This window comes from Microbacterium sp. No. 7 (assembly GCF_001314225.1).
Lineage (GTDB): Bacteria > Actinomycetota > Actinomycetes > Actinomycetales > Microbacteriaceae > Microbacterium.
On sequence record NZ_CP012697.1, the window covers coordinates 1,892,833 to 1,919,122 of the forward strand.

The 26,290-nt window shown below is 72.5% G+C and carries 28 protein-coding genes and 1 tRNA gene; 20 read left to right on the forward strand and 9 right to left on the reverse strand.

What is annotated here, in order from left to right:
* Positions 1-3: 3 nt before the first annotated feature.
* Both AOA12_RS08590 and AOA12_RS08595 read left to right on the forward strand, forming a co-directional pair.
* Positions 4-555, forward strand: coding sequence for a hypothetical protein (locus tag AOA12_RS08590; RefSeq protein ID WP_156366446.1), 552 nt, complete (start codon positions 4-6; stop codon positions 553-555).
* Between the two features lie 104 nt (positions 556-659).
* A complete protein-coding gene (locus tag AOA12_RS08595; RefSeq protein WP_054682014.1) occupies positions 660-1,424 on the forward strand; it encodes a hypothetical protein in 765 nt (254 codons plus the stop codon).
* 315 nt (positions 1,425-1,739) lie between these two features.
* On the opposite strand, the gene AOA12_RS08600 is transcribed toward AOA12_RS08595, so the two are convergent.
* The 3 genes from AOA12_RS08600 to AOA12_RS08610 are packed head-to-tail and all read right to left on the reverse strand — an operon-like array spanning position 1,740 to position 4,875.
* Complete coding sequence (locus tag AOA12_RS08600) at positions 1,740-3,251, reverse strand: tripartite tricarboxylate transporter permease (RefSeq protein WP_054682016.1); 1,512 nt, start codon at positions 3,249-3,251, stop codon at positions 1,740-1,742.
* Positions 3,251-3,895: a tripartite tricarboxylate transporter TctB family protein gene (locus AOA12_RS08605; RefSeq protein ID WP_197281081.1), complete on the reverse strand. Its 645-nt coding sequence runs from the start codon at positions 3,893-3,895 to the stop codon at positions 3,251-3,253. Before AOA12_RS08605 ends, AOA12_RS08600 begins: the two co-directional genes overlap by 1 nt.
* Positions 3,892-4,875 (reverse strand): Bug family tripartite tricarboxylate transporter substrate binding protein, encoded by a 984-nt coding sequence (locus tag AOA12_RS08610; RefSeq protein ID WP_054682020.1) that lies wholly within the window; start codon positions 4,873-4,875, stop codon positions 3,892-3,894. The genes AOA12_RS08605 and AOA12_RS08610 overlap by 4 nt, the downstream gene beginning before the upstream one ends.
* A 106-nt stretch (positions 4,876-4,981) precedes the next feature.
* Between AOA12_RS08610 and AOA12_RS08615 the strand changes: the two genes are divergently transcribed.
* Both AOA12_RS08615 and AOA12_RS08620 read left to right on the forward strand, forming a co-directional pair.
* Positions 4,982-6,259: a sensor histidine kinase gene (locus AOA12_RS08615; RefSeq protein WP_054682022.1), complete on the forward strand. Its 1,278-nt coding sequence runs from the start codon at positions 4,982-4,984 to the stop codon at positions 6,257-6,259.
* On the forward strand, positions 6,256-6,966 hold the full coding sequence (locus AOA12_RS08620) for a response regulator (protein ID WP_054682024.1): 711 nt from the start codon (positions 6,256-6,258) through the stop codon (positions 6,964-6,966). Before AOA12_RS08615 ends, AOA12_RS08620 begins: the two co-directional genes overlap by 4 nt.
* Here AOA12_RS08620 and AOA12_RS08625 read toward each other — a convergent pair.
* Together AOA12_RS08625 and AOA12_RS08630 are read right to left on the reverse strand one after the other, a co-directional pair.
* On the reverse strand, positions 6,948-7,910 hold the full coding sequence (locus AOA12_RS08625; protein WP_054682026.1) for a hypothetical protein: 963 nt from the start codon (positions 7,908-7,910) through the stop codon (positions 6,948-6,950). The two genes, AOA12_RS08620 and AOA12_RS08625, sit on opposite strands and share 19 nt — an antisense overlap.
* 54 nt (positions 7,911-7,964) lie before the next feature.
* Positions 7,965-8,657, reverse strand: a complete 693-nt coding sequence (locus AOA12_RS08630; protein WP_054682028.1) for a phosphocholine cytidylyltransferase family protein — start codon at positions 8,655-8,657, stop codon at positions 7,965-7,967.
* 193 nt (positions 8,658-8,850) lie between these two features.
* Between AOA12_RS08630 and AOA12_RS08635 the strand changes: the two genes are divergently transcribed.
* Genes AOA12_RS08635 through AOA12_RS08645 form a run of 3 tightly spaced genes read left to right on the forward strand, consistent with a single transcriptional unit; the run spans position 8,851 to position 12,031 of the window.
* Positions 8,851-10,158: an ABC transporter ATP-binding protein gene (locus AOA12_RS08635; protein WP_231637212.1), complete on the forward strand. Its 1,308-nt coding sequence runs from the start codon at positions 8,851-8,853 to the stop codon at positions 10,156-10,158.
* Positions 10,134-11,711 (forward strand): hypothetical protein, encoded by a 1,578-nt coding sequence (locus AOA12_RS08640; RefSeq protein ID WP_054682031.1) that lies wholly within the window; start codon positions 10,134-10,136, stop codon positions 11,709-11,711. Before AOA12_RS08635 ends, AOA12_RS08640 begins: the two co-directional genes overlap by 25 nt.
* A 56-nt stretch (positions 11,712-11,767) precedes the next feature.
* A complete protein-coding gene (locus AOA12_RS08645) occupies positions 11,768-12,031 on the forward strand; it encodes a DUF3039 domain-containing protein (protein WP_054682033.1) in 264 nt (87 codons plus the stop codon).
* Positions 12,032-12,043: 12 nt separating this feature from the next.
* Here AOA12_RS08645 and AOA12_RS08650 read toward each other — a convergent pair whose 3' ends face one another.
* Complete coding sequence (locus AOA12_RS08650) at positions 12,044-13,369, reverse strand: nicotinate phosphoribosyltransferase (RefSeq protein WP_054682035.1); 1,326 nt, start codon at positions 13,367-13,369, stop codon at positions 12,044-12,046.
* Between the two features lie 40 nt (positions 13,370-13,409).
* On the opposite strand from AOA12_RS08650, the gene murI reads away from it, so the two are divergent.
* The 4 genes from murI to AOA12_RS08670 all read left to right on the forward strand — a co-directional run bounded on the left by murI (position 13,410) and on the right by AOA12_RS08670 (position 16,614).
* Entirely contained in the window at positions 13,410-14,237 is an 828-nt protein-coding gene (gene murI, locus AOA12_RS08655; protein WP_054682036.1) for a glutamate racemase, read from the forward strand.
* Positions 14,234-14,974: a ribonuclease PH gene (gene rph, locus AOA12_RS08660; RefSeq protein ID WP_054682038.1), complete on the forward strand. Its 741-nt coding sequence runs from the start codon at positions 14,234-14,236 to the stop codon at positions 14,972-14,974. The genes murI and rph overlap by 4 nt, the downstream gene beginning before the upstream one ends.
* Before the next feature lie 29 nt (positions 14,975-15,003).
* Positions 15,004-15,594: an RdgB/HAM1 family non-canonical purine NTP pyrophosphatase gene (gene rdgB, locus AOA12_RS08665; protein ID WP_082406490.1), complete on the forward strand. Its 591-nt coding sequence runs from the start codon at positions 15,004-15,006 to the stop codon at positions 15,592-15,594.
* A 105-nt stretch (positions 15,595-15,699) separates the two neighbouring features.
* Positions 15,700-16,614 carry a cation diffusion facilitator family transporter gene (locus tag AOA12_RS08670; protein ID WP_054682042.1) on the forward strand — a complete coding sequence of 305 codons (915 nt, stop codon included), beginning with the start codon at positions 15,700-15,702 and terminating at the stop codon, positions 16,612-16,614.
* 6 nt (positions 16,615-16,620) lie between these two features.
* Here the strand turns inward: AOA12_RS08670 and AOA12_RS08675 are convergent, their stop codons facing one another.
* Positions 16,621-17,328 (reverse strand): DedA family protein, encoded by a 708-nt coding sequence (locus tag AOA12_RS08675; protein ID WP_054682045.1) that lies wholly within the window; start codon positions 17,326-17,328, stop codon positions 16,621-16,623.
* Positions 17,329-17,588: 260 nt separating this feature from the next.
* Between AOA12_RS08675 and AOA12_RS08680 the strand changes: the two genes are divergently transcribed.
* On the forward strand, positions 17,589-19,184 hold the full coding sequence (locus tag AOA12_RS08680) for an isocitrate lyase (protein ID WP_054682046.1): 1,596 nt from the start codon (positions 17,589-17,591) through the stop codon (positions 19,182-19,184).
* Between the two features lie 67 nt (positions 19,185-19,251).
* Here the strand turns inward: AOA12_RS08680 and AOA12_RS08685 are convergent.
* A tRNA-Leu gene (locus AOA12_RS08685) sits at positions 19,252-19,333 on the reverse strand.
* 100 nt (positions 19,334-19,433) lie between these two features.
* Between AOA12_RS08685 and AOA12_RS08690 the strand changes: the two genes are divergently transcribed.
* From AOA12_RS08690 to AOA12_RS08720, 7 genes are read left to right on the forward strand one after another with little or no spacing between them, the layout of a single operon-like run.
* Complete coding sequence (locus tag AOA12_RS08690; RefSeq protein WP_054682048.1) at positions 19,434-20,597, forward strand: CpaF family protein; 1,164 nt, start codon at positions 19,434-19,436, stop codon at positions 20,595-20,597.
* Positions 20,594-21,451: a type II secretion system F family protein gene (locus AOA12_RS08695; RefSeq protein WP_054682050.1), complete on the forward strand. Its 858-nt coding sequence runs from the start codon at positions 20,594-20,596 to the stop codon at positions 21,449-21,451. The genes AOA12_RS08690 and AOA12_RS08695 overlap by 4 nt, the downstream gene beginning before the upstream one ends.
* Complete coding sequence (locus AOA12_RS08700) at positions 21,448-22,359, forward strand: type II secretion system F family protein (RefSeq protein WP_054682052.1); 912 nt, start codon at positions 21,448-21,450, stop codon at positions 22,357-22,359. Before AOA12_RS08695 ends, AOA12_RS08700 begins: the two co-directional genes overlap by 4 nt.
* A 59-nt stretch (positions 22,360-22,418) precedes the next feature.
* Positions 22,419-22,610, forward strand: coding sequence for a hypothetical protein (locus AOA12_RS08705; protein WP_054682053.1), 192 nt, complete (start codon positions 22,419-22,421; stop codon positions 22,608-22,610).
* Complete coding sequence (locus AOA12_RS08710) at positions 22,610-23,005, forward strand: TadE/TadG family type IV pilus assembly protein (RefSeq protein ID WP_054682056.1); 396 nt, start codon at positions 22,610-22,612, stop codon at positions 23,003-23,005. The genes AOA12_RS08705 and AOA12_RS08710 overlap by 1 nt, the downstream gene beginning before the upstream one ends.
* Complete coding sequence (locus AOA12_RS08715) at positions 22,980-23,435, forward strand: TadE/TadG family type IV pilus assembly protein (protein WP_054682058.1); 456 nt, start codon at positions 22,980-22,982, stop codon at positions 23,433-23,435. Before AOA12_RS08710 ends, AOA12_RS08715 begins: the two co-directional genes overlap by 26 nt.
* On the forward strand, positions 23,432-23,860 hold the full coding sequence (locus tag AOA12_RS08720) for a pilus assembly protein TadG-related protein (protein ID WP_231637213.1): 429 nt from the start codon (positions 23,432-23,434) through the stop codon (positions 23,858-23,860). The genes AOA12_RS08715 and AOA12_RS08720 overlap by 4 nt, the downstream gene beginning before the upstream one ends.
* Positions 23,861-23,870: 10 nt before the next feature.
* Here AOA12_RS08720 and AOA12_RS08725 read toward each other — a convergent pair whose 3' ends face one another.
* Positions 23,871-25,139, reverse strand: a complete 1,269-nt coding sequence (locus AOA12_RS08725) for an MFS transporter (protein ID WP_054682059.1) — start codon at positions 25,137-25,139, stop codon at positions 23,871-23,873.
* On the opposite strand from AOA12_RS08725, the gene prfB reads away from it, so the two are divergent.
* Positions 25,138-26,247 (forward strand): peptide chain release factor 2, encoded by a 1,110-nt coding sequence (gene prfB, locus AOA12_RS08730; RefSeq protein WP_054682061.1) that lies wholly within the window; start codon positions 25,138-25,140, stop codon positions 26,245-26,247. The genes AOA12_RS08725 and prfB overlap by 2 nt on opposite strands.
* The last annotated feature ends 43 nt before the right edge of the window (positions 26,248-26,290 follow it).

The following is a 26,290-nucleotide window of genomic DNA, read 5'->3' on the forward strand; positions in this document are numbered from 1 at the left end:
CCTGTGGACAACTTCCGCGGCCGATGGATGCCGGTGGCTACCGTATCGGCCATGCGACGCCGATCCCTTCCCGTGTTCCTCCTGCTCGCCGTCTCGCTCGGGACGGGCTGCGCTCCTGGCGCGGAGCCGAGCCCGAGCCCTCCCGCGTTCGCCAGCGACGACGAGGCCCTCGCCGCCGCGGAGGCGACGTATCGGGCGTACGTGGATGCGGTGAATCGTGATCGAGATGATCCCGAATCCGGAGCCAACCCGCGCGACTATCTGACGGGGTTTGCGTTGGAGGACGATGTCGCACTTCTTCGCTATGAGAGAGCGAACGGCGTCCACATCGAGGGCCACACCAAGATCGACTCCGTCCGCCTGATCGAAGTGGACGGAGCGACGGTCACCATCGACGTCTGTCTCAACTCGGCCGATACGAAGGTGGTCGATTCGACGGGTCAGGACGTCACGCCGACAGGACGTCCGGACAAGGTGGCCGCACGTGCAACCGTGGTTCAGACGCCGAACGGCACTCTCATCTCAAGCGGTGAGACGAGTCCGGAACCATGTTGAGCCCGCTTGTCGCACTGGCTTTGTCGCTTGCAGCGATGCCATCATGCAACGCTGGATTCTCAGCGCACGGGTACTGCCCTGATGTGTCGAATACGGGTTCGTCGGTGGAGGTGAGCGGGTCGTACGAGGTCCCGGGCACGGGCGGAAACGACGGCCGCTCTGGCGACGGCGGCTCTGGCGACGGTGACCCCGGTGACGGTGGCTCCGGGTGGGCGCCGGGCACGGACGATGCCGACTGGGAACCCCGGCTGGTCCCGGCCGGTCCGCCGCCGGAGCGTCACGACGCCCGCCCCTGGCCCCTCACCAACCCCACACCCGCACCGGGCACCTGCACCAATGACTGCACCACCCCCACCTACGCCGACACCGTCCCGGGTGTCACGATCACCGACCTGGCCTCCTTCACCCCCGCCCCACCCGACCTGATCGGAGAGCCCTTCGGATTCGGGATCACCGGAGCACCCACCAACCTCTACACCCACGCCGACACCCACACCACCACCGGAGACCTGCTCGGCCACCCCGTCACCGTCCGCTTCACCCCCACCCACTACCACTTCGACCACGGCGACCACACCACCCACACCACCACGACCGGCGGCGTCTCCTGGGAGACCCTCGGGGTCCCGCAGTTCACCCCCACCGATACGACCCACATCTACAACACCCGCGGCATCTACTCCGCGACCGTGACCGTCGTCTACACCGCCGAAATCGACACCGGCACCGGCACCGGATGGCACCCCATCCCCGGCATCCTTCCCCTCACCAGCCCCACCACCGAGATCACCGTCCTGGAGAAACGCACCGCCCTCGTCCAGCACACCTGCATCGAAGACCCCCACGGACCCGGCTGCCCCCCACCCTGACCGAGGTCCCCCCGCTCATCCCCACGGTGCCAGTTACCTCCGCGAGGGTGCCAGTTGTCCCGCCGAGGGTGCCAGTTGTCCCGCCGAGGGTGCCAGTTGTCTCGCCGAGGGTGCTTTCGAAAGCACCCTCGCGAGAACAATCAGCACCCTCGCGAGAACAATCAGCACCCTCGCGAGAACAACCAGCACCCTCGTGAGAACAATCAGCACCCTCGCGAGAACAACCAGCACCCTCGCGAGAACAAGTGGCACCTTGGGGAGGCAGGCACGTGGGGCCGCGGCCCTGCGCGATACCCCGCGCGGCCGCGCGCGGGGCTACAGCTGCGCGGTGCGGCGGTGGCGCAGGTGCTGCACGCCGCTGAAGACGACGATGCCGGCGAGCACGAGGTAGAGCACGATCGTCAGCGGCGACGACACGAGGATCGACGGGTCGCTCTCCGACACCGCGAGCGCACGGCGCAGCTGCGTCTCGGCCATCGGTCCGAGGATCGCCGCGATGAGCACGGGCGCGAGCGGGATCGAGAAGTGCCGCATGCCGAAGCCCACCACGCCGATGCCGAGCGCCATCCACAGGTCCACGGTGCGCGAGCCGATCGCGTAGACGCCGAGCACCGAGAGCACCGTGATCGACGCGTACAGGTAGTGGCGCGGGATGACGAGCAGCTTCGCCCACACCGCCGCGAACGGCAGGTTGATGATGAGCAGGATGACGAGCCCGAGGAAGAGGCTCGCGAGCAGCGGCCACACCAGGTCGGCACTGCGGTCGAAGAGCAGGGGACCGGGCTGCATGCCGTACTGCTGGAAGGCCGCGATCATCATCGCCGCGGTCGCCGAGGTCGGCAGGCCGAGGCCGAGCAGGGCGCCCATCGCCGAGCCCGCCGTCGCGTTGCCGGCAGCCTCCGGCGCCGCGACGCCGCGGATCGAGCCGGTCGTGCCGAACTCCGTGTCGCCGCGCCGCGCGGCCAGCTTCTTCTCCGTGCCGTAGGCGAGGAACGTGGGCACCTCCGAGCCGCCGACGGGGATCGCGCCGAACGGCACGCCGAAGGCGGTGCCGCGCAGGTAGGCGGGCAGGGCCTTGCGCCAGTCGGACGCCGTGAGGAACGGCGAGCCGTCGGCCTTGAGCACCTTCGCGTCGACCGGCCCGCGGCGCACGTGGCTCGCGACGTGCAGCACCTCGCCGATCGCGAGCAGGCCCACCGTGATGACGATGATCGAGATGCCGTCGAAGAGCACGGGGCTGCCCATCGTGAAGCGCTCCGTGCCGCTCATGCCGTCGATGCCGACGAGCGCGAGGGCGAAGCCGATGCCGAGGGCGACGAGGCCGCGCACGATCGAGTCGGCGACGACCGCCGAGATCGCGACGAACGCGAACACGGCGAGCGCGAAGTACTCGGCGGGGCCGAAGATGCGCGCGAGCTCGACGATGTAGGGCGCGAAGAACACGACGAGCGTGCAGGAGATGATGCCGCCGATGAAGGCGCCGATCGCCGACGTGCCGAGCGCCTTGGCGGCTCGTCCGCTCTTGGCCATCCGATGGCCCTCGAACGTCGTCGCGATCGCGGACGAGTTGCCCGGGGTGTTGAGCAGGATGCCCGCGGTCGAGTCGCCGAACAGTCCGCCGAAGTAGATCGACGCGAACATGATGAAGGCGCCGGTCGGGTCGAGGCTGAAGGTGACCGGCAGCAGCAGGGCCACCGCCATCGCCGAGCCGAGGCCGGGCAGCACGCCCACGGCGGTGCCGAGCACGGCGCCGATGACGAGGAAGAGCAGGTTCTGCGGGGTGAAGGCGACGGCGAAGCCCTCGAGCAGGTGCGTCAGCTGGTCCATCAGAAGATCCCTCCCAGGATCCCGGCCGGCAGCGACAGGCCCAGGCCCGCGCCGAAGGCGATCTGGATGATCGACGACGTGATGACTGCGACGCCGATGTCGAACAGCGGACGCCTGCTGCCGAACGCCCAGGTGAGCAGCCAGAACAGCAGGGCCGCGGAGACGAGCCAGCCCACGGGCTCCAGGATCAGGATGAACACGACGAGCGCCGCGACGGTGATGCCCACCGTGCGCCAGTCGAGCCGGCTCTGCGCGGTGTCGCTCGGTGCGGCGACCGCGGTCTCCGGCGCGACGACGCGGATCTCGCTCGTGGCGTCCAGGCCGCCGAGGTCTTCGAGCATGTCGGTCGAGACCTCGGTCGTCTCGCCGGCCGCGTGCGCACGCTTCGGCGAGACGAGCACCTCGATCGCGAGTGCGATCGCGACGCCGTACAGGAAGACGGCGACGATGATGGGGAAGAACTGCGGCCCGGGGAACGCGGTGCCCTCGGGCACGCGCATCGTCACGATGCCGATCGTGAGGCCGACGGCGAGCAGCAGCACGCCCGCGACGACGATGAGCTCGCTGCGGCCCGTGTACCACCGCGGCATCCTCTGCAGCCGGGTCGTCGTCGTGGTCGCCACAGGCGGTTCGTTCACGCTCACAGTCCCAGCTCCTTCATGATCGCCGTGGTGCGCTCGGTCTCGGTGCGGATGAACTCGGCGAACTCGTCGCCCGCCATGTAGCTGTCGACCCAGTTGTACCGCCGCAGCGCGTCCTGCCACTCCGCGCTGTCGCGCATCTCGGTCACCATGTCGATCAGCTCCGCGCGCACCTCGTCGGTGACGCCGGGCGGGGCGACGTAGCCGCGCCAGTTCGACATCGCGACGTCGAATCCCTGCTCGACGAAGGTCGGCACGTCGATGCCCTCGACGGGCTCGGCGGCGCTCACCGCGAGCGCGCGGATGTTGCCCGCCTCGATCTGGTCGCGGAACTCGTTGTATCCCGACAGGCCCGCCTTGGTGGTGTGCGAGAGGATCGAGGTGACGACCTCGCCGCCGCCGGGGTAGGCGACGTAGTTGACGTCGACGGGGTCGACGCCGATGTCCTGCGCGAGCATGCCCGCGAGCAGGTGGTCGATGCCGCCGAGCGAGCCGCCCCCGATCGCCGTGCCGCCCGGGTTCTCGGCGAGCGCCTCGGCGAAGTCGGCGAGCGTCTCGTAGGGGGAGTCGGCGGGCACGACGAGCACGTTGAAGTCGTCGGCGAGCCGCGCGATGGGCGTGACGTCCTCGAGGTCGACGGACGAGCCGTTGATGATGATGCCGCCGACCATCACGCCGCCCGTGACCATCATGATGTCGTGGCGGCTGCCCATCTCGGCGAGGGCGCCGAGACCGATCGTGCCCGACGCGCCGGGGATGTTGACGACCTGGATGCTGCCGGCGATGCTCTCCGCGCGCATGATCCGCTGGGCCTCGCGGGCGAACCCGTCCCATCCGCCGCCCGGCGCCGCGGGGGCGATGAGGGTGAGCCGCGCACGCGGGCTGTCCCCGCCGCCGCCGCTGCCGGCCGTGACGGCGGCGACGACGAACAGCGCCGCCGCGGCGATCCCGACGATCGTTCCGGTGACTCTCTGACGCACCATGGTCCTCCTGCACCTCACCGTGCGTGGAAATGTATCCGGAAGCCTGTCACGAACGCCGGCGGTGCGGGAGGGGCGGCGCGCGTTACGCTCATTGATCATCATGGCCATGACGCGATCGACCGGCCGTGCGTCGCAAGGACTGCGCGCACGGGTGCTTTTCGTGCTCGTGCTGCAGTGCCTCGTGGTGCTCCTGTGCGTCGCGGTGACGACGGCCGTCGCGATCTCGGTCACCGAGCGCGCCCTGCGCGACGCGACCGCCGAGCGGGTGCTCGCGGTCGCGCAGCACCTCGCCGAGATCGACCTCGTGCGCGAGAGCGCGGGGCTGCCGCGGCAGGCCGCGACCGAGGCCCTGCAGCCGCTCGCCGAGACGATCCGCGCGGCGTCGGGCGTCGACTACGTCGTCATCATGGATGCCGAGGGCACGCGCCTCACGCATCCGTCGCGCGGCGAGATCGGCGAGGCGGTGTCGACGGACCCCTCCGGCGTGCTCGACGGCGAGACGTATCTCGGCACCCAGGAGGGCACGCTGGGACCCACGCTGCGGGCGAAGGTCCCCGTCGTCGCCGACGGCGCGGTCGTCGGCGGCGTCTCGGTGGGCATCCTGGAGAGCCGCATCGCGGCCGACTTCGCCGATGCGCTGTGGGGCCTGCTGCCGTGGGTCGCGGGCTCGGTGATCGTCGGCTGCCTGCTGAGCGCCGCCCTCACCTCGATCGTGCGGCGTCGGGTGCGGCGGCTGGAGGCGCAGAGCGCGGAGCTGGAGACGCAGCGCCGGGTCGCGGCGGCGCTGCGCGACCAGACCCACGAGTTCCACACGCGACTGCACGTCATCCGCGGTCTCGTCGCCGAGAACGACGCCGCGGCGGCGCTGGACTACATCGGCTCGTTCGTCGAGGTCGCCGACGCGCCCGCGGCGACGCTCGTGCGCGATCCGGCGGCGCGCGCGATCCTCGCCGCGACCGCCACGCGGATGGAGGGCCGCGGCGCGGCCCTGGAGGTCGACGAGCGCAGCAGCGTCGATCCGGGCACGCTCGACGACGACGCCCTCACGGTGCTCTCGAACCTGTGCCGCAACGCCGCCGAGGCGTGCCGTGCGCACGTGCGCGTCTTCGTCGCGACGGATGCCGCGGGCGCGCACCTCGCGGTCGGCGACGACGGGCCGGGCATCCCGGCCGCCGACGTCGCGCGCATCTTCGACCGGGGCGTCTCGTCCAAGGGGCCGCAGCGCGGCATCGGGCTCGACCTCGTGCGGCGGACCGTGGGGGAACGCGGCGGGACCGTCGAGGTCGGCGTGTCGCCCGCCGGCGGGGCGCTGTTCACCGTCGACCTGCCGGCGCGGCGCGCCGGACGGCGCGCCGGCGTGGATCGTGCGGGGGCGCAGGCGTGAGCGGCATCCGCACCCTCGTCGTGGATGACGACGCCGCGGCCGCGCAGCTGCACGCGCGCTACGTCGCGGGGACCGACGGTTTCGTCGTCGTCGGCACCGCGGGCACGGGCGCGCGAGCGCTGCACCGCGTCGCCGCGGGCGACGTCGAGCTCGTGCTGCTCGACGTGAACCTGCCCGACTTCAGCGGCGTCGAGGTGCTGCACCGGCTGCGCACCGTCCTGTCGGCCCGCGTCGACGTGCTCGTGATCAGCTCGGCGCGCGACGCGACGACGGTGCGCCAGGCGCTGTCGGCGCAGGTCGTCGGCTACCTCGTGAAGCCGTTCACGCGCGAGGCCCTGACCCGCCGGCTCGACGAGTATCGCGCGCAGCGGGCCGAGCGCCCGCCCGAGGTGCCGGTGCCGCTCGGCCAGGGGGACATCGACGCGATCGTCGCGGCGCGGCGGGCGGACGCGATACCGTCCGCCGCGCGCGCTCCGGCGCCGGCGTCCTTGCCCAAGGGGCTGTCGGCGTCGACGCTGCAGGTCGTGCTCGATGCGCTCGACCCCGTGACGGCGGTGACGGTGCGCGAGATCTCCGAGCGCTCGGGCGCGTCGGCGCCGACCGTGCGCCGCTACCTCGACCATCTGGGGCGCACGGGGCAACTCACGGTCTCGCATCGCTTCGGCGCGCGCGGCCGTCCCGAGGTCCTCTACCGTCGCGCGCTCTGACCGTCCGGCCCGGGCTCTGGCTCCGTCTCCGGCGCGGCGATCTCGGCCGGGGCCGCGTCCTCGCCGCGCCGCCGTGCCGTGACGGCGCCCGACACGGCCTTGCCGACCGCGCGCGTCGCCGAGGTGACCGAGCCGCCCACGCGACGGAGGCCGGCGACGGCGGCATGCTCGAGGCGCAGCGCGTCGGATGCCGGCTCGAGCTCCGGCGGGAACTGCAGGGGCGGCGGGCCGAACGCGCGTCGTGCGCCGTCGACGACGCGCCGTCCCAGGATGTTGTTGCCCATGCCGCCGATCGCGGCGCCGATGCCGAACGGCAGCGCCTTGCCCACGAACGACGCGCCGCCCTTCGCCGCGAACTGGCGGATGAACGCGGCCTTGAGCCTGTCGACGAGCGGCCCGATGGAGGCGCGCGGCAGTGACGTCGTCACGAGCGTGCCCCAGTACCTGTCGCGGCCCTGGCCGCGGCCCGACGCCTGCTGGGCGAGCTGCGACACGAGGTCGACGCCCTCCTTGCCGAGCATCAGGGTCAGCACGAGCGCCCGGGCGCGGTCGGGGTTCTCGACGGGGATGCCGTGCAGCTCGGCGAGCGACTGGGCGAAGAGCGCCGTCGCGTCGAGGAAGCCGACCGTCTCGACGCCGCTCAGCGCGAGGGTGACGCCGGTCGTGATGCCGGGCACGACGGCGGTCGCGCCCACGGCCGCGCCGCCGGTCGTGATGGCGGCCAGGTACCGCCGCTCGAGCATGCGCGTGATCTCCGCGGTGCTCGCGTGCGGGTTGCGGAGCCGGATCGACCGTAGGTGCGCGACGACGGCGGGACGCTGCACCGAGAGCGCGCGGTCGAGCAGGCGGATGACGTACGGGTGCTCCTCGTGACCGGCAGGCGGCAGCCCTCCCGCCCAGGGAGTGTCGGGCGGGAGCGAGTGGATGCGGTGCACCTTGGCCATGTCGTCGGCGATCCTAGGCGCGTGTGCTGGAGGCCCGCTGAACGCCCGGCGCGATCAGACGTAGAGGTTGGCGCGCTCGAGGTCCTCGGCGAAGTCGACCTCGACGGCGTAGAGGTCGCTGATGTCCATCGGCACGACCTTCACGCCGTTCTCGGCGATCGCGAGCTCGAGGCCGCGCTCGAAGTAGTCCTGGTCGTCCACGCGGCGCAGCTGTGCGATGAGGGCGCGCTTGTCGTGCGACGAGACGTAGTTGATGCCGACGGCCTCGCCCTGTCCGCCGCGCACGGTCTTGGACAGCTCGCGGATCGTGCCCTCGGGCGTCAGCGTGTACTTGACCTCTTCGTCGCTCACCTTGTCGGTGTTGACCGCGACGAACGACTGGTCGCGCTCGATGAGCGGGATCGCGCGGCCGAGCACGCGCGGGTCGAACACGACGTCGCCGTTCATCCAGAGCACGCCCCCGCGGCCCGTCGTCGTGAGCGCGCGCAGCAGGCTCTTCGACGTGTTGGTCTGGTCGTAGCGGTCGTTGTAGACGTAGTCGACGTGCGGGAAGGCCTCGACGATCGTCTCGGCGCGATACCCGACGACCGTCGTGATCCGCACGCGCGTGCCGAAGGCGGCACGGATGTTGTCGTGCTGCTGACCCATGATCGAACGGCCGTCGCTGAGGGGGGTCAGCGGCTTGGGCAACGGGCGCCCGAGCCGTGAGCCCATCCCGGCGGCGAGGATGACGATCTGCAGGGTCAAGACGCGCTCCTAGGTAAAGTGTTCACGGTGTGTTCTCCACGGTGACACTCCGTCGTGCCGGGGCCATGCTAGCGATCGCGCCTGAAAAGGCGCCGGAAATCCGTGTGCCGTGGCCAGGTCGTTATATGAGAGTCTCCTCATCGTCTGCGCACGGCCTCGGGCGCAGCGCGCGACCGCTTGCTAGCGTGGGGGTGTGACCTCCGACGACGTCGTGAACGGTCCGGATGGCGGCTCCGACGGGTTCGGTCGCGTGGAACTGCCCCCGAAGCCGTCGATCCCCGCTGCCGTGGCCGCGGCGCGCCCGATCGTGGTCCCGACGGTGACGGAGAGCGCCGAGACGGCCAAGCCGCGTCAGCCGCGCAAGACGAAGAAGGCCGTGCGCGCGGCGGCGCCCGAGCGCCCCGCGTCGCCGCCCGTCCCCCCGCCCGTCGCCGTCCAGGTGGCCGAGCCGCCGGTCGCGCCGTCGGGGGAGGAGCCCGTGCCCGACGAGGCGTTCGTCGTCGAGCCCTCGGTCACGGAGTCGTCTGTCGTCGAGTCACCCGTCGTCGAGCCGCTCGTCGCGGAGCCCTCGGCCGAGCCGGCCGCGGAGGCCGCCGCCGGCGAGGCTCCGGCCGACGTGCCTCTCCTCGACGAGCCCCGCCCCTCGCAGCCGTCCGGCTCCGGCCCCGACGCTCCCGAGCCGCCCGCCGCCGTCGCGCACCCGGCGCCCGTGCCGGTCGCGGCGAGCGGCTACGAGAGCGACGTGCTCGCGGTCCAGGCACGCGGCCTGTCGAAGTCGTTCGGGGCGACGCGCGCGGTGGACGGCATCGATCTGCAGATCCCCGCGGGCTGCTTCTACGGCATCGTCGGGCCCAACGGCGCGGGAAAGACCACGACGCTGTCGCTGCTCGCGGGCCTGCTGCGCCCCGACGCGGGAACGATCGAGGTCGCCGGCGTCGACCTGGCCGCCGACCCCCGTGCCGCGGCCCGTCGCCTGGGCGTGCTGCCCGACCGTCTGCGCACGTTCGACCGGCTCACGGGGCGCCAGCTGCTGCACTACTACGGCGCGCTCCGCGGCCTCGAGGCGGATGCCGTCTCGCGGCGCGCCCACGATCTCACCCGTGCGCTCGACATGGCGGAGGCCCTGTCGCGTCCGGTCTCCGACTACTCGACCGGCATGACGAAGAAGATCATGCTGGCGGGCGCCCTCATCCATTCGCCGCGCGTGCTGGTCCTCGACGAGCCGTTCGAGTCGGTCGACCCGGTCTCCTCCGCGGTCATGCTGGAGATCCTGTCGGCGTTCGTGCGGCACGGGGGCACCGTCGTGCTCTCCAGCCACGGCATGGAGCTCGTGGAGCGCACGTGCTCCGGCGTCGCGGTCATCGTCGCCGGCCACGTCGTCGCCGCGGGCACGGTGGCCGAAGTGCGTGGCGAGATGTCGCTGGAGCAGCGCTTCCTGCAGCTCGCCGGCGCCGGCGACGACGCGGAGGGCCTGGAATGGCTGCACACGTTCTCCGACTGAGGACGGCGCTGCTGGGCGGCGCCCTGCAGGCGGCGGCGCGGGAGCTGATCTCGGGAGGCCGTCGCCGACGGATCGCGATCGTCGTCGCGCTCGCGGCGACGGTGCTCGCCGTGCTCGCCGTCGCGGCCGGCATCCTGGCCCTGGGCGACGCCGATGCGCCGGTCGCGCGCACCGCGGTCGTGCTGGGCGGGGCGGTCGTGCTGCTCGGATGCGTCGCGGTGCCGCTCCTGACCGGCACGGAGGACGTGCTCGATCCGCGCCGGTTCGCGGTCGTCGGCCTCGACGCGCGGGCGATCGCCGGCCCGCTCGCCCTCGCGGCGCCCGTCGGCGCGACCGGCATCGTGCTGCTCGCGCTCTCGGCGTGCCTCGTGACGCTATGGACGGCGCAGGGCGTCTCGCCGCTCGCGTCGGTTCCCGCCGCCGTGCTCGGGGCGGCGACGTGCCTGCTGACCGTGCGCGTGTCGCAGGCGGCGGGCGCCCTGCTGCTGCGTCCGCGGCGGGCCCGCACGCTCACCGGCGCGCTCGTCGTCGCACCGGCGGTCGTGCTGCTCGTGGCCGTGTTCGCCGTCGCCCGTCCCTGGCGCGACGCGGTCCCGCCGTCCGTCGCCGCGATCGCCGACGTGCTCGCGGTCACGCCCCTCGGCGCCGTCTGGGCCCTGCCCGCGGTGGGCGCGGAGGGCGGGACGCCGTGGTCGGTCGTGGTCGCGCTCGCGACGTCCGCCGCTCTCGCGGTCGCCTGGGTGTGGCTGGTCGGCCGCGTGATCGCGTCGGTCGGCCGTCCGCGGGCGACGCGGATGCGCGCGGGCCTCGGCTGGTTCGCCGTGCTGCCGTCGACGGCGACGGGCGCGATCGCGGCGCGAAGCCTCGTGTACTGGTTCGGCGACGTGCGCTACGTCACCAATCTCGTCATGGTCCCCGTCGCCGCCGTGCTCACGGCGGTGCCGCTCGTGCTCGTCGGCGTCGGCCTGCCGACGGCCGCGCTGCTGTCGGTCTCGATGATGGCGCTGCTGTTCGGCTGGCTCGCCCACAACGACCTCGCCTACGACGCGACGGCGCTGTGGATGCACGTCTCGGCGCGCGTCGCGGGTCTCGCCGACCGGGTGGGCCGGCTCGTGCCGGTCGTGCTCGTCGCCGTGCCGCTCCTCGCCGTCACGGTGCCCGCGGCCGTGTGGCTGCAGGGCTCGTGGGCGCTGCTGCCGGTCGTCGCGGGCGTCTGCGCGAGCCTGTTCCTGAGCGGCCTCGGCCTGTCGTCGGTCAGCTCCGCGCTCCTGCCGTACGCGGTCGCCTCGCCCGGCGACGGCCCGTTCCAGCAGCCGCAGCGGTCGCGCGGCACGGCGGGCCCCGCGATCGTGCTGTTCGGCGCGCTCGCCGTGACCGCGCCGACGCTCTGGCTCGCCTGGCGCTCCCTCGACGACCCCGAGAGCGCGGGCACGTCCGTGCTGTGGGCGGGCGTCGGCACCGGTCTGGCCGTGATGGTGCTCGGCATCCTGAGCGGTGCGTGGGCCTACCGGCGACGCCAGCGGGCGCTGCTGGAGCTCGCCGAGTCGCAGTAGGCGGCGACGGGCGCAGACGGCGCCGCCGCTGACCGCGGCGGCTACACTGAGTCGCTATGAGCACGCCTCTCGACAGCCCCGACCAGGGTGGCCTGGCCACTCTCGACCGCGAGCTCGAGGAGCTCCTGCGCGAAGAGACGATCGAGCCGGGCGACCACGAGCGCTTCTCGCACTACGTGCAGAAGGACAAGATCGTCGAGTCGGCGGTCACGGGCAAGCCCGTGCGTGCCCTGTGCGGCAAGAAGTGGACGCCGGGCCGCGACCCGCAGAAGTTCCCCGTGTGCCCCACGTGCAAGGAGATCTACGAGCGGATGGCCTGAGCGGCCCCGCGATCACACCTGGCGGTAGACCGTCGGGATCGCCGGATCCGACCGGCTGAGGGCGAGCGCCCGCACGGGCAGCTCCTCGCGCACGCGCAAGTGATGGGCGCGCGCCGCCTGCGTGCCCGCGACGCCCTCGAAGGCCGGGTCGGGCTCGCCGTGGTCGACGAGCAGCGTCTGCAGCGCCCGCGCGTCCTCGAACGCGTCGGCGGAGGGCACCGACTCGAACCCGTCGGCGACGGCGACGATCTCGCGCGTCGCGGTCCCGGCATCCAGCTCGCGGAACGCGGCCTTGCGGCCGCCCACCGACGCCTTGTCCGCGGACGCCTTCGCGACCGCGATCCACGCGCCGTCGGCGGCCTGGCGGGCGACGAGCTTGTACACCATGCCGGCGGTCGGCGCCCCCGATCCCGTGACGACCGACGTGCCGACGCCGTACGCGTCGACGGGGGATGCCGCGAGCGCGGCGATCGCGAACTCGTCGAGATCGCTCGTGACCGTGATACGGGTGCCGGTGGCGCCGAGGGCGTCGAGCTGCTGCCGCACCTCGGCGGCGACGGTCGGCAGGTCGCCCGAGTCGAGGCGTACGCCGCCCAGGCCCGTGCCGGCCACCCGGATGGCGGTCTCGACCCCCGCGCGGATGTCGTAGGTGTCGACGAGCAGCGTCGTGTCGGTGCCCAGCGCGTCGATCTGACTGCGGAAGGCGTCCTCCTCGCTATCGTGCAGCAGCGTCCAGGCGTGTGCCGCGGTGCCCATCGTGGGGATGCCCCACGTGCGCCCGGCCTCCAGGTTGCTCGTGGCGCCGAAGCCCGCGATGTACGCGGCGCGCGCCGCCGCGACGGCGGAGGTCTCCGACGCGCGGCGCGAGCCCATCTCGGCCAGCGGGCGCTCGCCCGCCGCGATGCTCATGCGCGCGGCGGCCGTGGCGACGGCGCTGTCGTGGTTCAGGATGCTCAGGGCGACCGTCTCCAGCACGACCGCCTCGGCGAACGTGCCCTCCACGGTCAGCACGGGGGAGCCGGGGAAGTACAGCTCGCCCTCGCGGTACCCGGTGACGGTGCCCGAGAAGCGGAAGCCCTCGAGATAGGCGAGGGTGTCGGCGTCCACGATGCGCTCGTCGCGCAGGAACCGCAGCTCGTCGTCGCCGAACCGGAACTCGCGCAGGCGCGCCAGCAGCCGGCCCGTGCCCGCGACCACGCCGAAGCGGCGCGCGCCGGGCAGGCGCCGGCCGAACAGCTCGAAGACGCACTGCCGGTGCGCGGTGCCGTCGCGCAGGGCGGCGCCCAGCATCGTGAGCTCGTAGCGGTCGGTCAGCAGCGCGCTGGAGACGTGACTCATGGCCGCCACTCTATCGAGACGGCCGGTAGGCTGATCGATTGTGAATGACGCGCCCATCGGGATCTTCGACTCCGGCGTCGGCGGTCTCACCGTGGCCCGGGCCGTCTCGCAGCTGCTGCCGCGGGAGTCCATCCACTACATCGGCGACACCGCGCACTCGCCCTACGGTCCCAAGCCGATCGCCGACGTGCGCCGCTACGCCCTCGAGGTGCTCGACGTGCTCGTCTCCGAGGGCGTGAAGATGCTCGTGATCGCCTGCAACACGGCGTCGGCGGCGATGCTGCGCGACGCCCGCGAGCGCTACGACGTGCCCGTCGTCGAGGTGATCGGACCCGCCGTGCGCACTGCGATCTCGACGACGCGCAACGGGCGCATCGGCGTGATCGGCACCGTCGGCACCATCGGCTCCCGCGCCTACCAGGACATGCTCGAGGTCAACGAGCGGCTCACCGTGCTCGCCCGCGCGTGCCCGCGCTTCGTCGAGTTCGTCGAGGCGGGCGTCACCGACACGGCCGAGGTGCTCGCGGTCGCCGAGGAGTACCTCGCGCCGCTGCGCGACGCCGACGTGGACACGCTCGTGCTGGGCTGCACGCACTATCCGTTCCTGGAGGGCGCGATCAGCTACGTCATGGGCCCCGACGTCTCGCTCGTCTCCAGCGACACCGAGACCGCGAAGGACGTGTACCGTCAGCTGGTCTCGCGCGAGCTGCTCGCCGGCACCGGCGCGCGCCCACAGCACGTGTACGAGGCCACCGGCGACTCGGCCGACGACTTCATCCGCCTCGCCGACCGCCTCATCGGGCGGGGCGTCTCCGCCGTGCGCCTCGTGCAGACCGGGGCGATCGACCTGCCGAAGGGAACCCCATGACCGATCTCGTCCGCGCCGACGGCCGCACCCCCGACCAGCTGCGCCCGGTCACGATCGAGCGCGGCTGGAGCGCGCACGCCGAGGGATCGGCGCTCATCTCCTTCGGCGGCACGCGCGTGCTGTGCACCGCCTCGTTCACGGGCGGCGTGCCGCGCTGGCTCACCGGCAAGGGCAAGGGCTGGGTGACCGCGGAGTACGCGATGCTGCCGCGCGCGACGAACACGCGCGGCGACCGCGAGTCGGTCAAGGGCAGGATCGGCGGGCGCACGCACGAGATCTCGCGTCTCATCGGCCGCTCGCTGCGCGCCGTCGTCGACACGAAGGCGCTGGGCGAGAACACGATCGTGATCGACTGCGACGTGCTGCAGGCCGACGGCGGCACCCGCACGGCCGCGATCACGGGCGCCTACGTCGCCCTCGCCGACGCGATCGAGTGGGGTCGCCGCAGGGGACACGTGACCAAGAACGCGGTCGTGCTGCGCGATTCCGTCGCCGCGGTGTCGGTCGGCATCGTCGACGGCACCCCTCTGCTCGACCTCGCCTACGTCGAGGACGTGCGCGCCGAGACCGACATGAACGTCGTCGTGACGGGGCGCGGCCTGTTCGTCGAGGTGCAGGGCACGGCCGAGGGCGCTCCGTTCGACAAGCGTGAGCTCGACCAGCTGCTGGAGCTCGGGCTCGCGGGATGCGCGAGCCTGCGCGACGCGCAGGCGGCCGCGCTGGAGGCCGCCGAGTGAGCGGCATCCCGAACTCCTCCGATTCGCACGTGACGGGGCGCCGTATCGTGCTGGCGACCCACAATCCGCACAAGGTGGAGGAGTTCGGCGGCATCGTGTCGCGCGTGCGCCCCGACCTGGAGCTCGTCGGCTACGACGGCCCGGAGCCCGTCGAGGACGGCGTGACCTTCGCCGAGAACGCGCTCATCAAGGCGCGCACGGCCGCGGCGCACACGGGGCTTCCCGCGCTCGCCGACGACTCCGGCATCTGCGTCGACGTGCTCGGCGGGGCGCCCGGGGTGTTCAGCGCCTACTGGGCGGGGCACCGCAAGGACTCCACGGCGAACCTCGCCCTGCTGCTCGACCAGCTCTCCGACGTCGCCGACCGTCACCGGGCGGCGCGGTTCGTCTCGACCATCGCGCTCGTGACGCCGGACGGCGACGAGCACGTCGTGGAGGGCGTCTGGCCGGGCCGGCTCGCGACGGCGCCGCGCGGCGAGAACGGCTTCGGCTACGACCCCGCCTTCATCCCCGACGGCGACGACCGCACGGCCGCCGAGCTCTCGCCCGAGGAGAAGAACGCGACGTCGCATCGTGCGCGCGCGTTCGTCGCGCTCGCGGAGCTGCTGCGCGCGCTCTGAGCACGCGACGCGAGCACGCCCCTCGGGCGCGGCTGAGAATCACACTCATTCCCGAGTTGGCCCCGGCGGCCGCCAGGCGCCGGGAGCGCTCGTAGGCTCGAGGACATGCACGATCACGCGCCCGCCGGGGGCATCCGCGGCGCGAGCAGCCGCCGCCTGCTCGCGTTCTCGCTCGCGCTCACCGCGACGGTCATGGTCGTGCAGGTCGTCGGCGCGCTGTGGAGCGGATCGCTTGCGCTGCTCGCCGACGCGGCGCACATGTTCACCGACTCGTCGGCGCTCGTGATCGCGCTCATCGCGAGCGCCGTGGCGGCGCGTCCCGCCGACGCCCGCAACACGTACGGCTACCGGCGCGCCGAGGTGTTCGGCGCGCTCGTCAACGCCGTCATCCTCATCGTCCTGAGCGCCTGGGTCGCGGTCGAAGGCGTCGGCCGGCTCGTGCGCGGCGACGAGGTCGAGGTCGCGGGCGGCGTCATGCTCGTGATCGCGTGCGTCGGCCTGCTCGCCAACGCGGTCTCGCTGTACCTGCTGAGCGCGGCGCAGAAGACGAGCATCAACGTGCGCGGCGCCTACCTGGAGGTGCTCGGAGACCTCGTGGGCTCGGCGCTCGTCATCGTCGCCGCGATCGTCGTCGCGACGACGGGATGGATGGCGGCCGACGCGCTCGCCTCGCTCGTCATCGCCGCGCTCATCGTGCCGCGCGCCGTCTCGCTGCTGCGCGAGGTGTTCTCGGTGCTCGGCGAGCGCGTGCCCACCGGAACCGACGTGCGGGAGATCCGGGATCACCTGCTCGGTGCCGAGGGCGTGGTCGCCGTGCACGACGTGCACGTGTGGCAGCTCACGCGAGGGGCGCCGGTCTTCACGGCGCACGTTGTCGTCGATCCGGAGATCCTCAGCGCCGAGGGCACGGGCCGGCTGCTGTCGCAGCTGCAGGGCTGCCTCGCCGAGCACTTCGACGTCGAGCACTCGACGTTCCAGTTCGAGCCGGCCGGTCACGTCGAGCACGACGTGCACCACTGAGGTCGCTCAGGCGTCCTCGGTCGCGCCGTCCGCCGCCACGGGGTTCGCCTTCTCACGGCGCACCTTGCGGCGCTCGGAGAAGTAGTGCCAGATCGTGACGAGCGCCGTGCCGCCGACGGCGGCGAGCAGGATCAGGTCGATGTAGTCCTGCACGAAGCGCGCAACCGGCGGGATGAACCCGATGAGGTAGCCGAAGACGGTGAGGCCGAAGCCCCAGAGCACGGCGCCGACGAGGTTGTAGAGCGTGTACTTGCCCTTGGGCATGTGTCCGACGCCGGCGGCGACGGGCGCGAAGGTCCGCACGATCGGCACGAACCGGGCCAGGATGACCGTGAGGCCGCCGTAGCGCTCGAAGAACGCGTTCGTGCGCTCGACGTTCTTGCGGCTGAACAGCCCCGACTCCTTGCGCTCGAAGACCGCGGGCCCGCCCTTGTGGCCGATGACGTAGCCGACCTCTCCGCCGATGAACGCCGAGACGCCGATCAGCAGGGCGACCCACCAGACGTTGAGACCGAAGACGCCGTCGGGGGCGTACGGCGTCGGATGCGACAGGAGCCCGGAGATCACGAGGAGGGTGTCGCCGGGCAGCAGGAAGCCGACCAGCAGCCCCGTCTCCGCGAAGACGATGAAGCAGACCACGGCGAGCGCCCAGGGGCCGGCCGCGCCGATGATGGTCTCGGGGTCGAGCCAGGGGATGAGGGCGAGGGAGTGCAAGCGGGGGTCTCCGTCGGTGCGAGTCGGGGCCGTGAGCGGATGCCGGGGGTGCGCATTCCTGGGTTCAGTCTAGCTCTGCGCGTCGCTCGGTCCTCGAGACGTCGCCCGTCGGAGCCGTGGTCGCCGATAGCCGTCGGCTAATTCATGAGAAGAGAAGAACGACATATCTTCACATCGCTTCTGGTCGGAAGATGCATTCTTCTTGGTGCAGAGTCGAAGTAACGCAACAGCGGGTGAAGCACCATCGCAAAGGAAACACCATGACTGCCTACCAGGACGACATCACCGCCATCCAGGCGCTCAAAGAGGAGAACGGCTCCAGCTGGGACGCCATCAACCCTGAGTACGTTGCCCGGATGCGCGCTCAGAACCGCTTCAAGACCGGCCTCGAGATCGCGCAGTACACCGCGGACATCATGCGCCGCGACATGGCCGAGTACGACGCCGACTCGTCGGTGTACACCCAGTCGCTCGGCGTCTGGCACGGCTTCATCGGCCAGCAGAAGCTGATCTCGATCAAGAAGCACCTGAAGAGCACCAACAAGCGCTACCTGTACCTGTCGGGCTGGATGGTCGCCGCCCTCCGCTCCGAGTTCGGCCCGCTGCCCGACCAGTCGATGCACGAGAAGACCGCGGTCCCCGCCCTCATCGAGGAGCTCTACACCTTCCTGCGCCAGGCCGACGCCCGCGAGCTCGACCTGCTCTTCACGAAGCTCGACGACGCCCGCGCGGCCGGCGACACCGTCTCGGAGGAGCTCATCCAGTCGCAGATCGACAACTACGAGACCCACGTCGTGCCGATCATCGCCGACATCGACGCCGGCTTCGGCAACCCCGAGGCCACGTACCTGCTCGCCAAGAAGATGATCGAGGCGGGCGCCTGCGCCATCCAGATCGAGAACCAGGTCTCGGACGAGAAGCAGTGCGGTCACCAGGACGGCAAGGTCACCGTGCCGCACGAGGACTTCATCGCCAAGATCAACGCCGTCCGCTACGCGTTCCTCGAGCTCGGCATCGACAACGGCGTCATCGTCGCGCGCACCGACTCGCTCGGCGCCGGCCTCACCCAGAAGCTCGCCGTGACGAGCACCCCGGGCGACCTGGGCGACCAGTACAACGCGTTCCTGGACGTCGAGGAGATCTCGGACGCCGACCTCGGCAACGGCGACGTCGTCATCAAGCGCGACGGCAAGCTGCTGCGCCCGAAGCGCCTGGCCAGCAACCTCTACCAGTTCCGCTCCGGCACCGGCGAGGACCGCTGCGTGCTCGACTGCATCACGTCGCTGCGCAACGGCGCCGACCTGCTGTGGATCGAGACCGAGAAGCCGCACGTCGAGCAGATCGCCGGCATGGTGGACCGCATCCGCGAGGAGATCCCGAACGCGAAGCTCGTCTACAACAACAGCCCGTCGTTCAACTGGACGCTCAACTTCCGCCAGCAGGCCTACGACCTGCTCGCGGAGCAGGGCAAGGACGTCTCGGCGTACGACCGCGCGAACCTGATGAGCGTCGAGTACGACGAGACCGAGCTCGCTCAGCTGGCCGACGAGAAGATCCGCACCTTCCAGCGCGACGGCTCCGCCCGCGCCGGCATCTTCCACCACCTGATCACGCTGCCGACCTACCACACGGCCGCGCTCTCGACCGACGACCTGGCCAAGGGCTACTTCGCCGACCAGGGCATGCTCGCCTACGTCAAGGGCGTGCAGCGCCGCGAGATCCGCGAGGGCATCGCGACCGTCAAGCACCAGAACATGGCCGGCAGCGACATCGGCGACAACCACAAGGAGTACTTCTCCGGTGACGCCGCGCTCAAGGCCTCGGGCAAGGACAACACGATGAACCAGTTCAGCTGACCCGAGCCGAACGAGCAGGAGCGGCCCCCGGCAACGCGCCGGGGGCCGCTCCTGCCGTTGCATGCCGTGCGGAAGGTGGGACTTGAACCCACACGCCCGAAGGCACAGGAACCTAAATCCTGCGTGTCTGCCGATTTCACCACTCCCGCGGGAGCTTCAGTCTAGCCGCGTGGCCATCGGCGGCCCCGGCGTCGGCCGGCTGTGGATAACTTGCGCGGGGGATCCGGCGGACCTGCCAGCATTCCTCGCGTGAGCCTCGCGAACGTCACCTCCCTCCCGTCGTCGATCGTGCCGGTCATCGCCGAGCGCGTGCGCGATCGCCTGCGCGAGGAGCAGACCGATCCGGCACGGCAGCCGGGCCGTGCCGAGCAGGTCGCGCTGCGGGAGGTGCGCCGCCACAACGACGTCGCGCCCGCCCGCGGGTGGGAGGAGATCGAGGACGAGGCGGCGTGCGTGCGCGCGGCGCTCGCGCTCGTGACCGGATACGGCCCGCTGCAGGCTCTGCTCGACGATCCCGAGGTCGAGGAGATCTGGATCAACGCGCCCGACCGCGTGTTCTTCGCCGTCGCGGGTCGCGCGCAGCGGGCTCCCGTCGTGCTGACCGACGCGGCCGTGCGCGACCTCGTCGAGCGGATGCTGCAGTCCACGGGACGGCGCGTCGACCTGAGCCAGCCGTTCGTCGACGCGTCGCTGCCCGACGGCAGCCGCCTGCACGTCGCGATCCCCGACATCACCCGGGCGCACTGGGCGGTGAACATCCGCAAGTTCCTGCCGGGCCGGCGCACGCTCGACGACCTCGTCGACGCGGGGTCGCTCACCCGTGACGCCGCCGAGCTGCTGCGCTCGGCCATGGCCGCGGGCCGCAGCGTGCTGGTGTCGGGGGCGACGCACGCGGGGAAGACCACGCTGCTGTCGGCCCTGATCGGCGCCTGTCCTCCCGACCGCCGCATCGTCACGGTCGAGGAGACCTTCGAGCTCGCGATCGACGCCGCCGACGTCGTGGCACTGCAAGGCCGCCAGCCCAGCCTCGAGGGCACCGGCGAGGTCGCCCTGCGCCGTCTCGTGAAGGAGGCGCTGCGCATGCGGCCCGACCGCATCGTCGTCGGCGAGGTGCGCGATGCCGAGGCGCTCGACCTGCTGCTCGCCCTCAACACGGGCGTGCCCGGCGCGGCGACCATCCACGCGAACTCCGCGGGCGACGCGCTGCGCAAGCTCGCGGCGCTCCCGCTGCTGGCCGGCCGCAACATCGACCTCGGGTTCGTGCTGCCCGCGATCGCCGCGGGCGTGCAGCTCGTCGTGCACTGCGCGATGGATGCCGGAGGGCGCCGCCGCGTGCAGGAGATCGCCGAGACCACGGGAGAGGTCGTCGGCGGCGTCGTGCAGACCCGATCGCTCTTCCGGAGCGCCGAGTGACCGTGCTCTGGGGCGTCGTCCTCGCGGCGGGCCTGCTGCTGACGCTGTCGCCGTGGCTGTGGCCGCCACGACCCGTCGCCGTCCGGCCCGAGCGGGCGGGACCGATCGGGCGCCTGCTAGAGGAGTCGGGCTACGCCCACGCGCCGGTCGGCCGCGTGCCCGCGATCGGGGCGCTGCTCGGCGCCCTCGCCGGTGCCGCCGCCTGGCTCGCGACGTCGCTCGCCGTCGTCGCGATGCTCGCGCTGCTGGCCGGCGCGGCGGCGCCCGTCGTGTGGCTCCGCGCCCGCGCGCGACGTCTGCGCCGGTCGCGGCGCGCGTTGTGGGCCGACGTGTGCGACCTGCTCATCTCGTCGGTGCGCGCCGGGTCGTCGCTGCCCGACGCGGTGAGCGCGCTCGCCGCCAACGGCCCGCCGGCGCTGCGGCCCGCGTTCGCCGGGTTCGCGTCGGACGTCGCGGCATCCGGGCACTTCGACTCGGCCGCGCTGCGCCTCAAGGCGGCGCTGGGCGACCCGGTGGCCGATCGCATCGTCGAGACGCTGCGCATGGCCCGGCAGGTCGGCGGCACGGAGCTGACCGGCGTGCTCCGCGCGCTGTCGGCGTCGGTGCGCGCCGACGCGGCGGTGCGGGCCGAGGTCGACGCCCGCCAGTCGTGGATTCGCGGCGCCGCCGTCGTGGGCGTCGTCGCCCCGTGGATCGTGCTGCTGCTGCTCTCGCTGCGCCCCGAGGGGGTCGCCGCCTACTCCAGCCCCGAGGGCGTCGTCGTCGTGCTCGCCGGCGCGGCGGCGTCGGTCGTCGCCTTCCGCGTCATGCTCTGGCTCGGCCGCCTGCCCGAGCCGCAGAGGTGGTTCTCGTGAACGTGCTGGGCCAGCTCGCCGGGGCCGTCGTGCTCGGCGCGGCGCTCGCCGCCGGCATCCTGCTCGTCGCGACGCGCGTGCCGCGCTGGGCGGCCCCGTCGCTCTCCCGACGCATCGCCCCCTACGTGCGCGACGTCACCGATCCGCGCGGGCTCACCCCGCTCGCACCGCCGCGTCCGGCGTGGCACGCCGCGCGCGACCGCGTCATCGCCGCGTGGGGCGGCGCCGACGCGCTCGCCGTCCGCCTGCGCCGCGCCGGCCGCCCGCAGGACGTCGCGGGGTTCCGCGCCCGTCAGCTCACCTGGACGCTCGTCGGACTCGCCGTGGGTGGCGCGCTCGCGGTCGCGCTCGCGCTGGCGGGACGCGCGCACGCCGGCTCCGTCGTGCTGCCGGTGCTCGGCGCGGTCGCGGCGCTCGCGCTCACGGAGGCCGAGCTCACCGCGGCGGCACGCCGCCGTGCCGCCCGCATCGCCGACGAGCTGCCGACCGTGCTCGAGTTCCTCGCCCTGTGCCTCGCCGCCGGCGAAGGCCTGCGCGACGCCCTGCGCCGCGTCGGCGACATCGGCAGCGGCGAGCTCACGGCCCAGCTGCGCCGCGCCGTGCTCGCCACCGACACCGGCTCGAGCCTGTCCGACGCCCTGCTCGACATGGCCCGCGCCCTGCACGTGCCCGCGCTCGGGCGCGCCGTGGAGCACATCGTCGCCGCGCTCGACCGCGGAGCGCCGCTCGCCCAGGTGCTGCAGAGCCAGGCGGGCGACGCCCGCGAAGACGCGAAGCGCGTGCTCATCGAGTCGGCGGGCCGCCGCGAGATCCTGATGCTGCTGCCGCTCGTCTTCCTCGTGCTCCCGCTCTCGGTGCTGTTCGCGATCTTCCCCGGTGTCGTGATGCTGCGGCTCGGCACGGGGTGAGCCGCCACCACGAGACCCCCATCCACGAGACACCGCAAGAGACACAGAAGGAGACAGCGATGATCGAGAAGCTCAGGACGCGCGTGCGATGCGAGGCACGGGGGATCGTCGCCGACGACCGCGGCGACGTGCCCGGCTGGGTTCTGGTGACATTGATGACGGCCGGCCTGGTCGTCGCGATCTGGGCCCTCGCGGGTCCGGCGCTGGAGGACCTGTTCGAGCAGGCGATCCGGCAGGTGCAGGGCTTCTGATGCCCGCCGGCTCGCTCGCGCGCTGCGAGCGGGGCTCCGGTCCGGTCGAGTTCGTGCTCGTGGGCGCCGTGCTGACGCTGCTGACGCTCGCCGTCCTGCAGCTCGGCCTCGCCGTCTACGTGCGCGCCCTCGTGCACGACGCCGCGGTCGAGGGCGCCTACCACGCGGCGCTCGCCGACACCGACCTCGCCGACGGCGCGGTGCGCGCGACCGCGATCGTCGACCGCACGATCGGCGAGGGCTTCGTGCAGGGCGCGACCGCGGCGGTCACGGATGCCGGGGGATACCCCGCGGCATCCGTGACCGTCGTCGCGACGTTCCCGATCGTGGGGCTGTGGGGCGTGCCCGAGGGATGGGAGGTGACGGCGCATGCGCCGCTGGAGACTCTGGACTGACGACGGCGGGAGCGCATCGCTGGAGTTCATCGCTGTCGGCGTGCTGCTGCTCGTGCCCCTGATCTGGCTCGTCGTCGCCCTCGGGTCCGTGCAGTCCCGCGCGCTGGGCGTCGAGGCGGGCGCCCGCCACGCGGCGCGCGCGATCGCGACGGCGTCGAACGCCGACGACGCGGGCACCCGCGCCGCCCGCGTCCTCGGCGCGATCGCGGACGAGTACGGCCTCGACCCGGACGAGCTCGATCTGCGCGTGCAGTGCGCGCCGGCCGGTCGCACATGCCCCGCGGCGGGCGCCCTGCTCACGGTCGAGCTCTCGTCGATCGTGACGCTCCCGCTCGTGCCGGCGATCCTCGGGCTCGACCGGCACGCGCGCATCCCCGTGACCGCCACGAGCGTGCAGAAGGTCTCGCAGCACTGGCAGGACGCACCGTGACGACGCCGCGACGCGGCCCCCTGCATCGGGACGAGGCGGGCACGATCCTGCCGCTCGTGCTCGGCTACGCCGTGCTGTCGCTCGTGCTGCTCTTCGTGTGCGTCAACGCCACGAGCCTGTACCTCGCGCAGAAGCGCGCCGACGGCATCGCCGACGCCGCCGCGGTGGCCGCGGCCGACGGCGTCGCCCTCGTCGTGCGCGACGGGGTCGCGACCGCCGCGCTCACCGACGCCGAGGTGTCGGCACAGGCGCGGCACGTCGTCGACGCGGTCCGCGACGTCGAGCTGGTCGCGGCCTCGACGCCCGACGGCGCATCGGTGCGGGTGACGGTCGCCACCCGCTGGCATCCGCCGATCGTCTCGCCGTTCGTGCCCGGCGGCGTCGCCCTCGAGGCCACGGCGACGAGCCGCACCGCGCTGCGATAGGCGGGCGCGCTCAGGGGCGGATGCGTGGCACGAACCGCGGCACCCAGCGCGCGAATCCGGCGGCGCCCAGTAGCCCGAGAACGCCGACGACCGCGACGGCGAGGGGCAGCGAGCCGGCCGCCGCGATCGCCGCGACGAGCACGGGCGCGAGCGCGCCGCCGGCGTCGGTGAGCGTGCGCCACGACCCCAGGAACGAGGCGGGATCGTCACGCGGCGCGATGTCGGCGCCGAGCGTGAGCAGGATGCCGCTCGACAGGCCGTTGCCGATGCCGAGCACCGCCGCGAGCATCGTGAACCACATCGCCGCGTCGGAGAGGTCGTGTGTGAACGACAGGGCGAGGAAGCCCGCGCCCATGAGCACGGTGGCGGGGAGCGCCGCCCACAGCCGCCCGAAACGGTCCATCACCTGGCCGCTCGCGTAGAACAGGGCGAAGTCGACCGCGCCCGAGATGCCGACGGCGAGCGCGATCGACGACGCGTCGAGCCCGATCGACACGCCCCAGACGGGCAGCACGATCTGACGGGCCGAGCGCACCGCCGCGAGCGCCGCCGCGGCCAGCCCGAGGCGCGCCAGCACGCCGCGGTAGCGCCACATCGTGACGAGCACGCCCGCGCGCTCGGGCAGGGAGACCGCCCCCGTGTCCCCGGAAGCGGAGGAAGGCAGCGCGGCGACGCGCGTCTCGGGGTCGGGGCCCAGGAGCACCAGCACGACCACCGCCACGAGGCATCCGAGGAACAGCCACAGCGTGGAGCGCTCGTCGCCCGTCAGCGCGAGCAGACCGGCGGCGACGAACGGCCCCGCGAACATGCCCAGCCGAAAGCTGCCGCCGAGCAGCGAGAGCGCCCGCGCGCGGAATCCCAGCGGCACGCGCGTCGCCATGAAAGAGTGCCGCGCGAGACCGAAGGCCGCCGCGCACAGGCCCGTGACGAACATCGCGAGTGTGAGCATCCAGACGGTCGTCGCGAGGGCGGCGCCGACGGCCCCGGCCATCGCGACCACGCCGGCCCCCGCCATCGTGGCGCGCTCGCCGACGCGCGAGACCGCGGCGCCCGCGGGCAGGTTGCCGCACAGCTGGCCGACGACGAGGGCGGATGCCACGACCGCCGCCGTCGGGACGTCGGCGCCGAGGCGGGCCGCGAGCACGGGCAGCACCGGCAGCACGGCGCCCTCTCCGATCGAGAACAGCACGGTCGGGCCGTAGATCATCGGGGCAAGACGCCACAGGACGCGGCGGATGGGCTCGTCCGGCACGGCATCCACGTTAGTCTGAAGTGTCATGCTCGAATTCGATGCTTCCGCCGATATCCAGGCCCTGCGCTCCACGTTCGCCGAGATCACGGCGGTCGTGGACGTCGAGGCGCTGAACTCCGAGATCGCTCGGCTCAGCGAAGAGGCCGGCGCGCCCGACCTCTGGGACGACCCCGAGAAGGCGCAGCGCGTCACGAGCGCGCTCAGCCATCGCCAGGCCGAGCTCAAGCGCATCACCGACGTGCAGCAGCGGCTCGACGACGTCGAGGTGCTGATCGAGCTTGCCAACGAGATGGAGGACGCCGACTCGATCGAGGAGGCCAAGCGCGAGATCGCCGACCTCGAGCGCGTCATCGGCGACCTCGAGGTGCAGACGCTGCTCGACGGCGAGTACGACGAGCGCTCCGCCGTCGTGACGATCCGCTCGGGCGCCGGCGGCGACGACGCGACCGACTTCGCCGAGATGCTGCTGCGCATGTACCTGCGCTGGGCGGAGCGGCACAAGCATCCCGTCAAGGTCATGGACACGTCCTACGCCGAGGGCGCGGGCATCAAATCGGCGACGTTCGAGGTCGACGCGCCCTACGCCTTCGGCACGCTCTCGGTCGAGGCGGGCACGCACCGGCTCGCGCGCATCAGCCCGTTCGGCTCGGCCGACAAGCGGCAGACCTCGTTCGCCGCGGTGGAGGTCATCCCCGTGATGGAGGAGGCGCAGGAGGTCGACATCCCCGAGACCGACATCCGCGTCGACGTATTCCGCTCGTCGGGCCCCGGCGGGCAGTCGGTCAACACGACCGACTCCGCGGTGCGCATCACCCACCTCCCGACCGGCATCGTCGTCTCGATGCAGAACGAGAAGAGCCAGATCCAGAACCGCGCCGCCGCCATGCGCGTGCTCCAGACGCGGCTCCTGCTGCTCAAGCGCGAGGAGGAGCAGGCGAAGAAGAAGGAGCTCGCCGGCACCATCACGGCCAGCTGGGGCGACCAGATGCGCTCCTACTTCCTCTACGGCCAGCAGCTCGTGAAGGACCTGCGCACGGGCTTCGAGTCGGGCAACCCCGCGACGGTCTTCGACGGCGACCTCGACGGCTTCATCGCGGCCGGCATCCGCTGGCGCAAGCGCAAGGACGACGACTGAGCGAGACCCGGTGAGCGCGGCGCGCCCCGTGGACCGACATGCG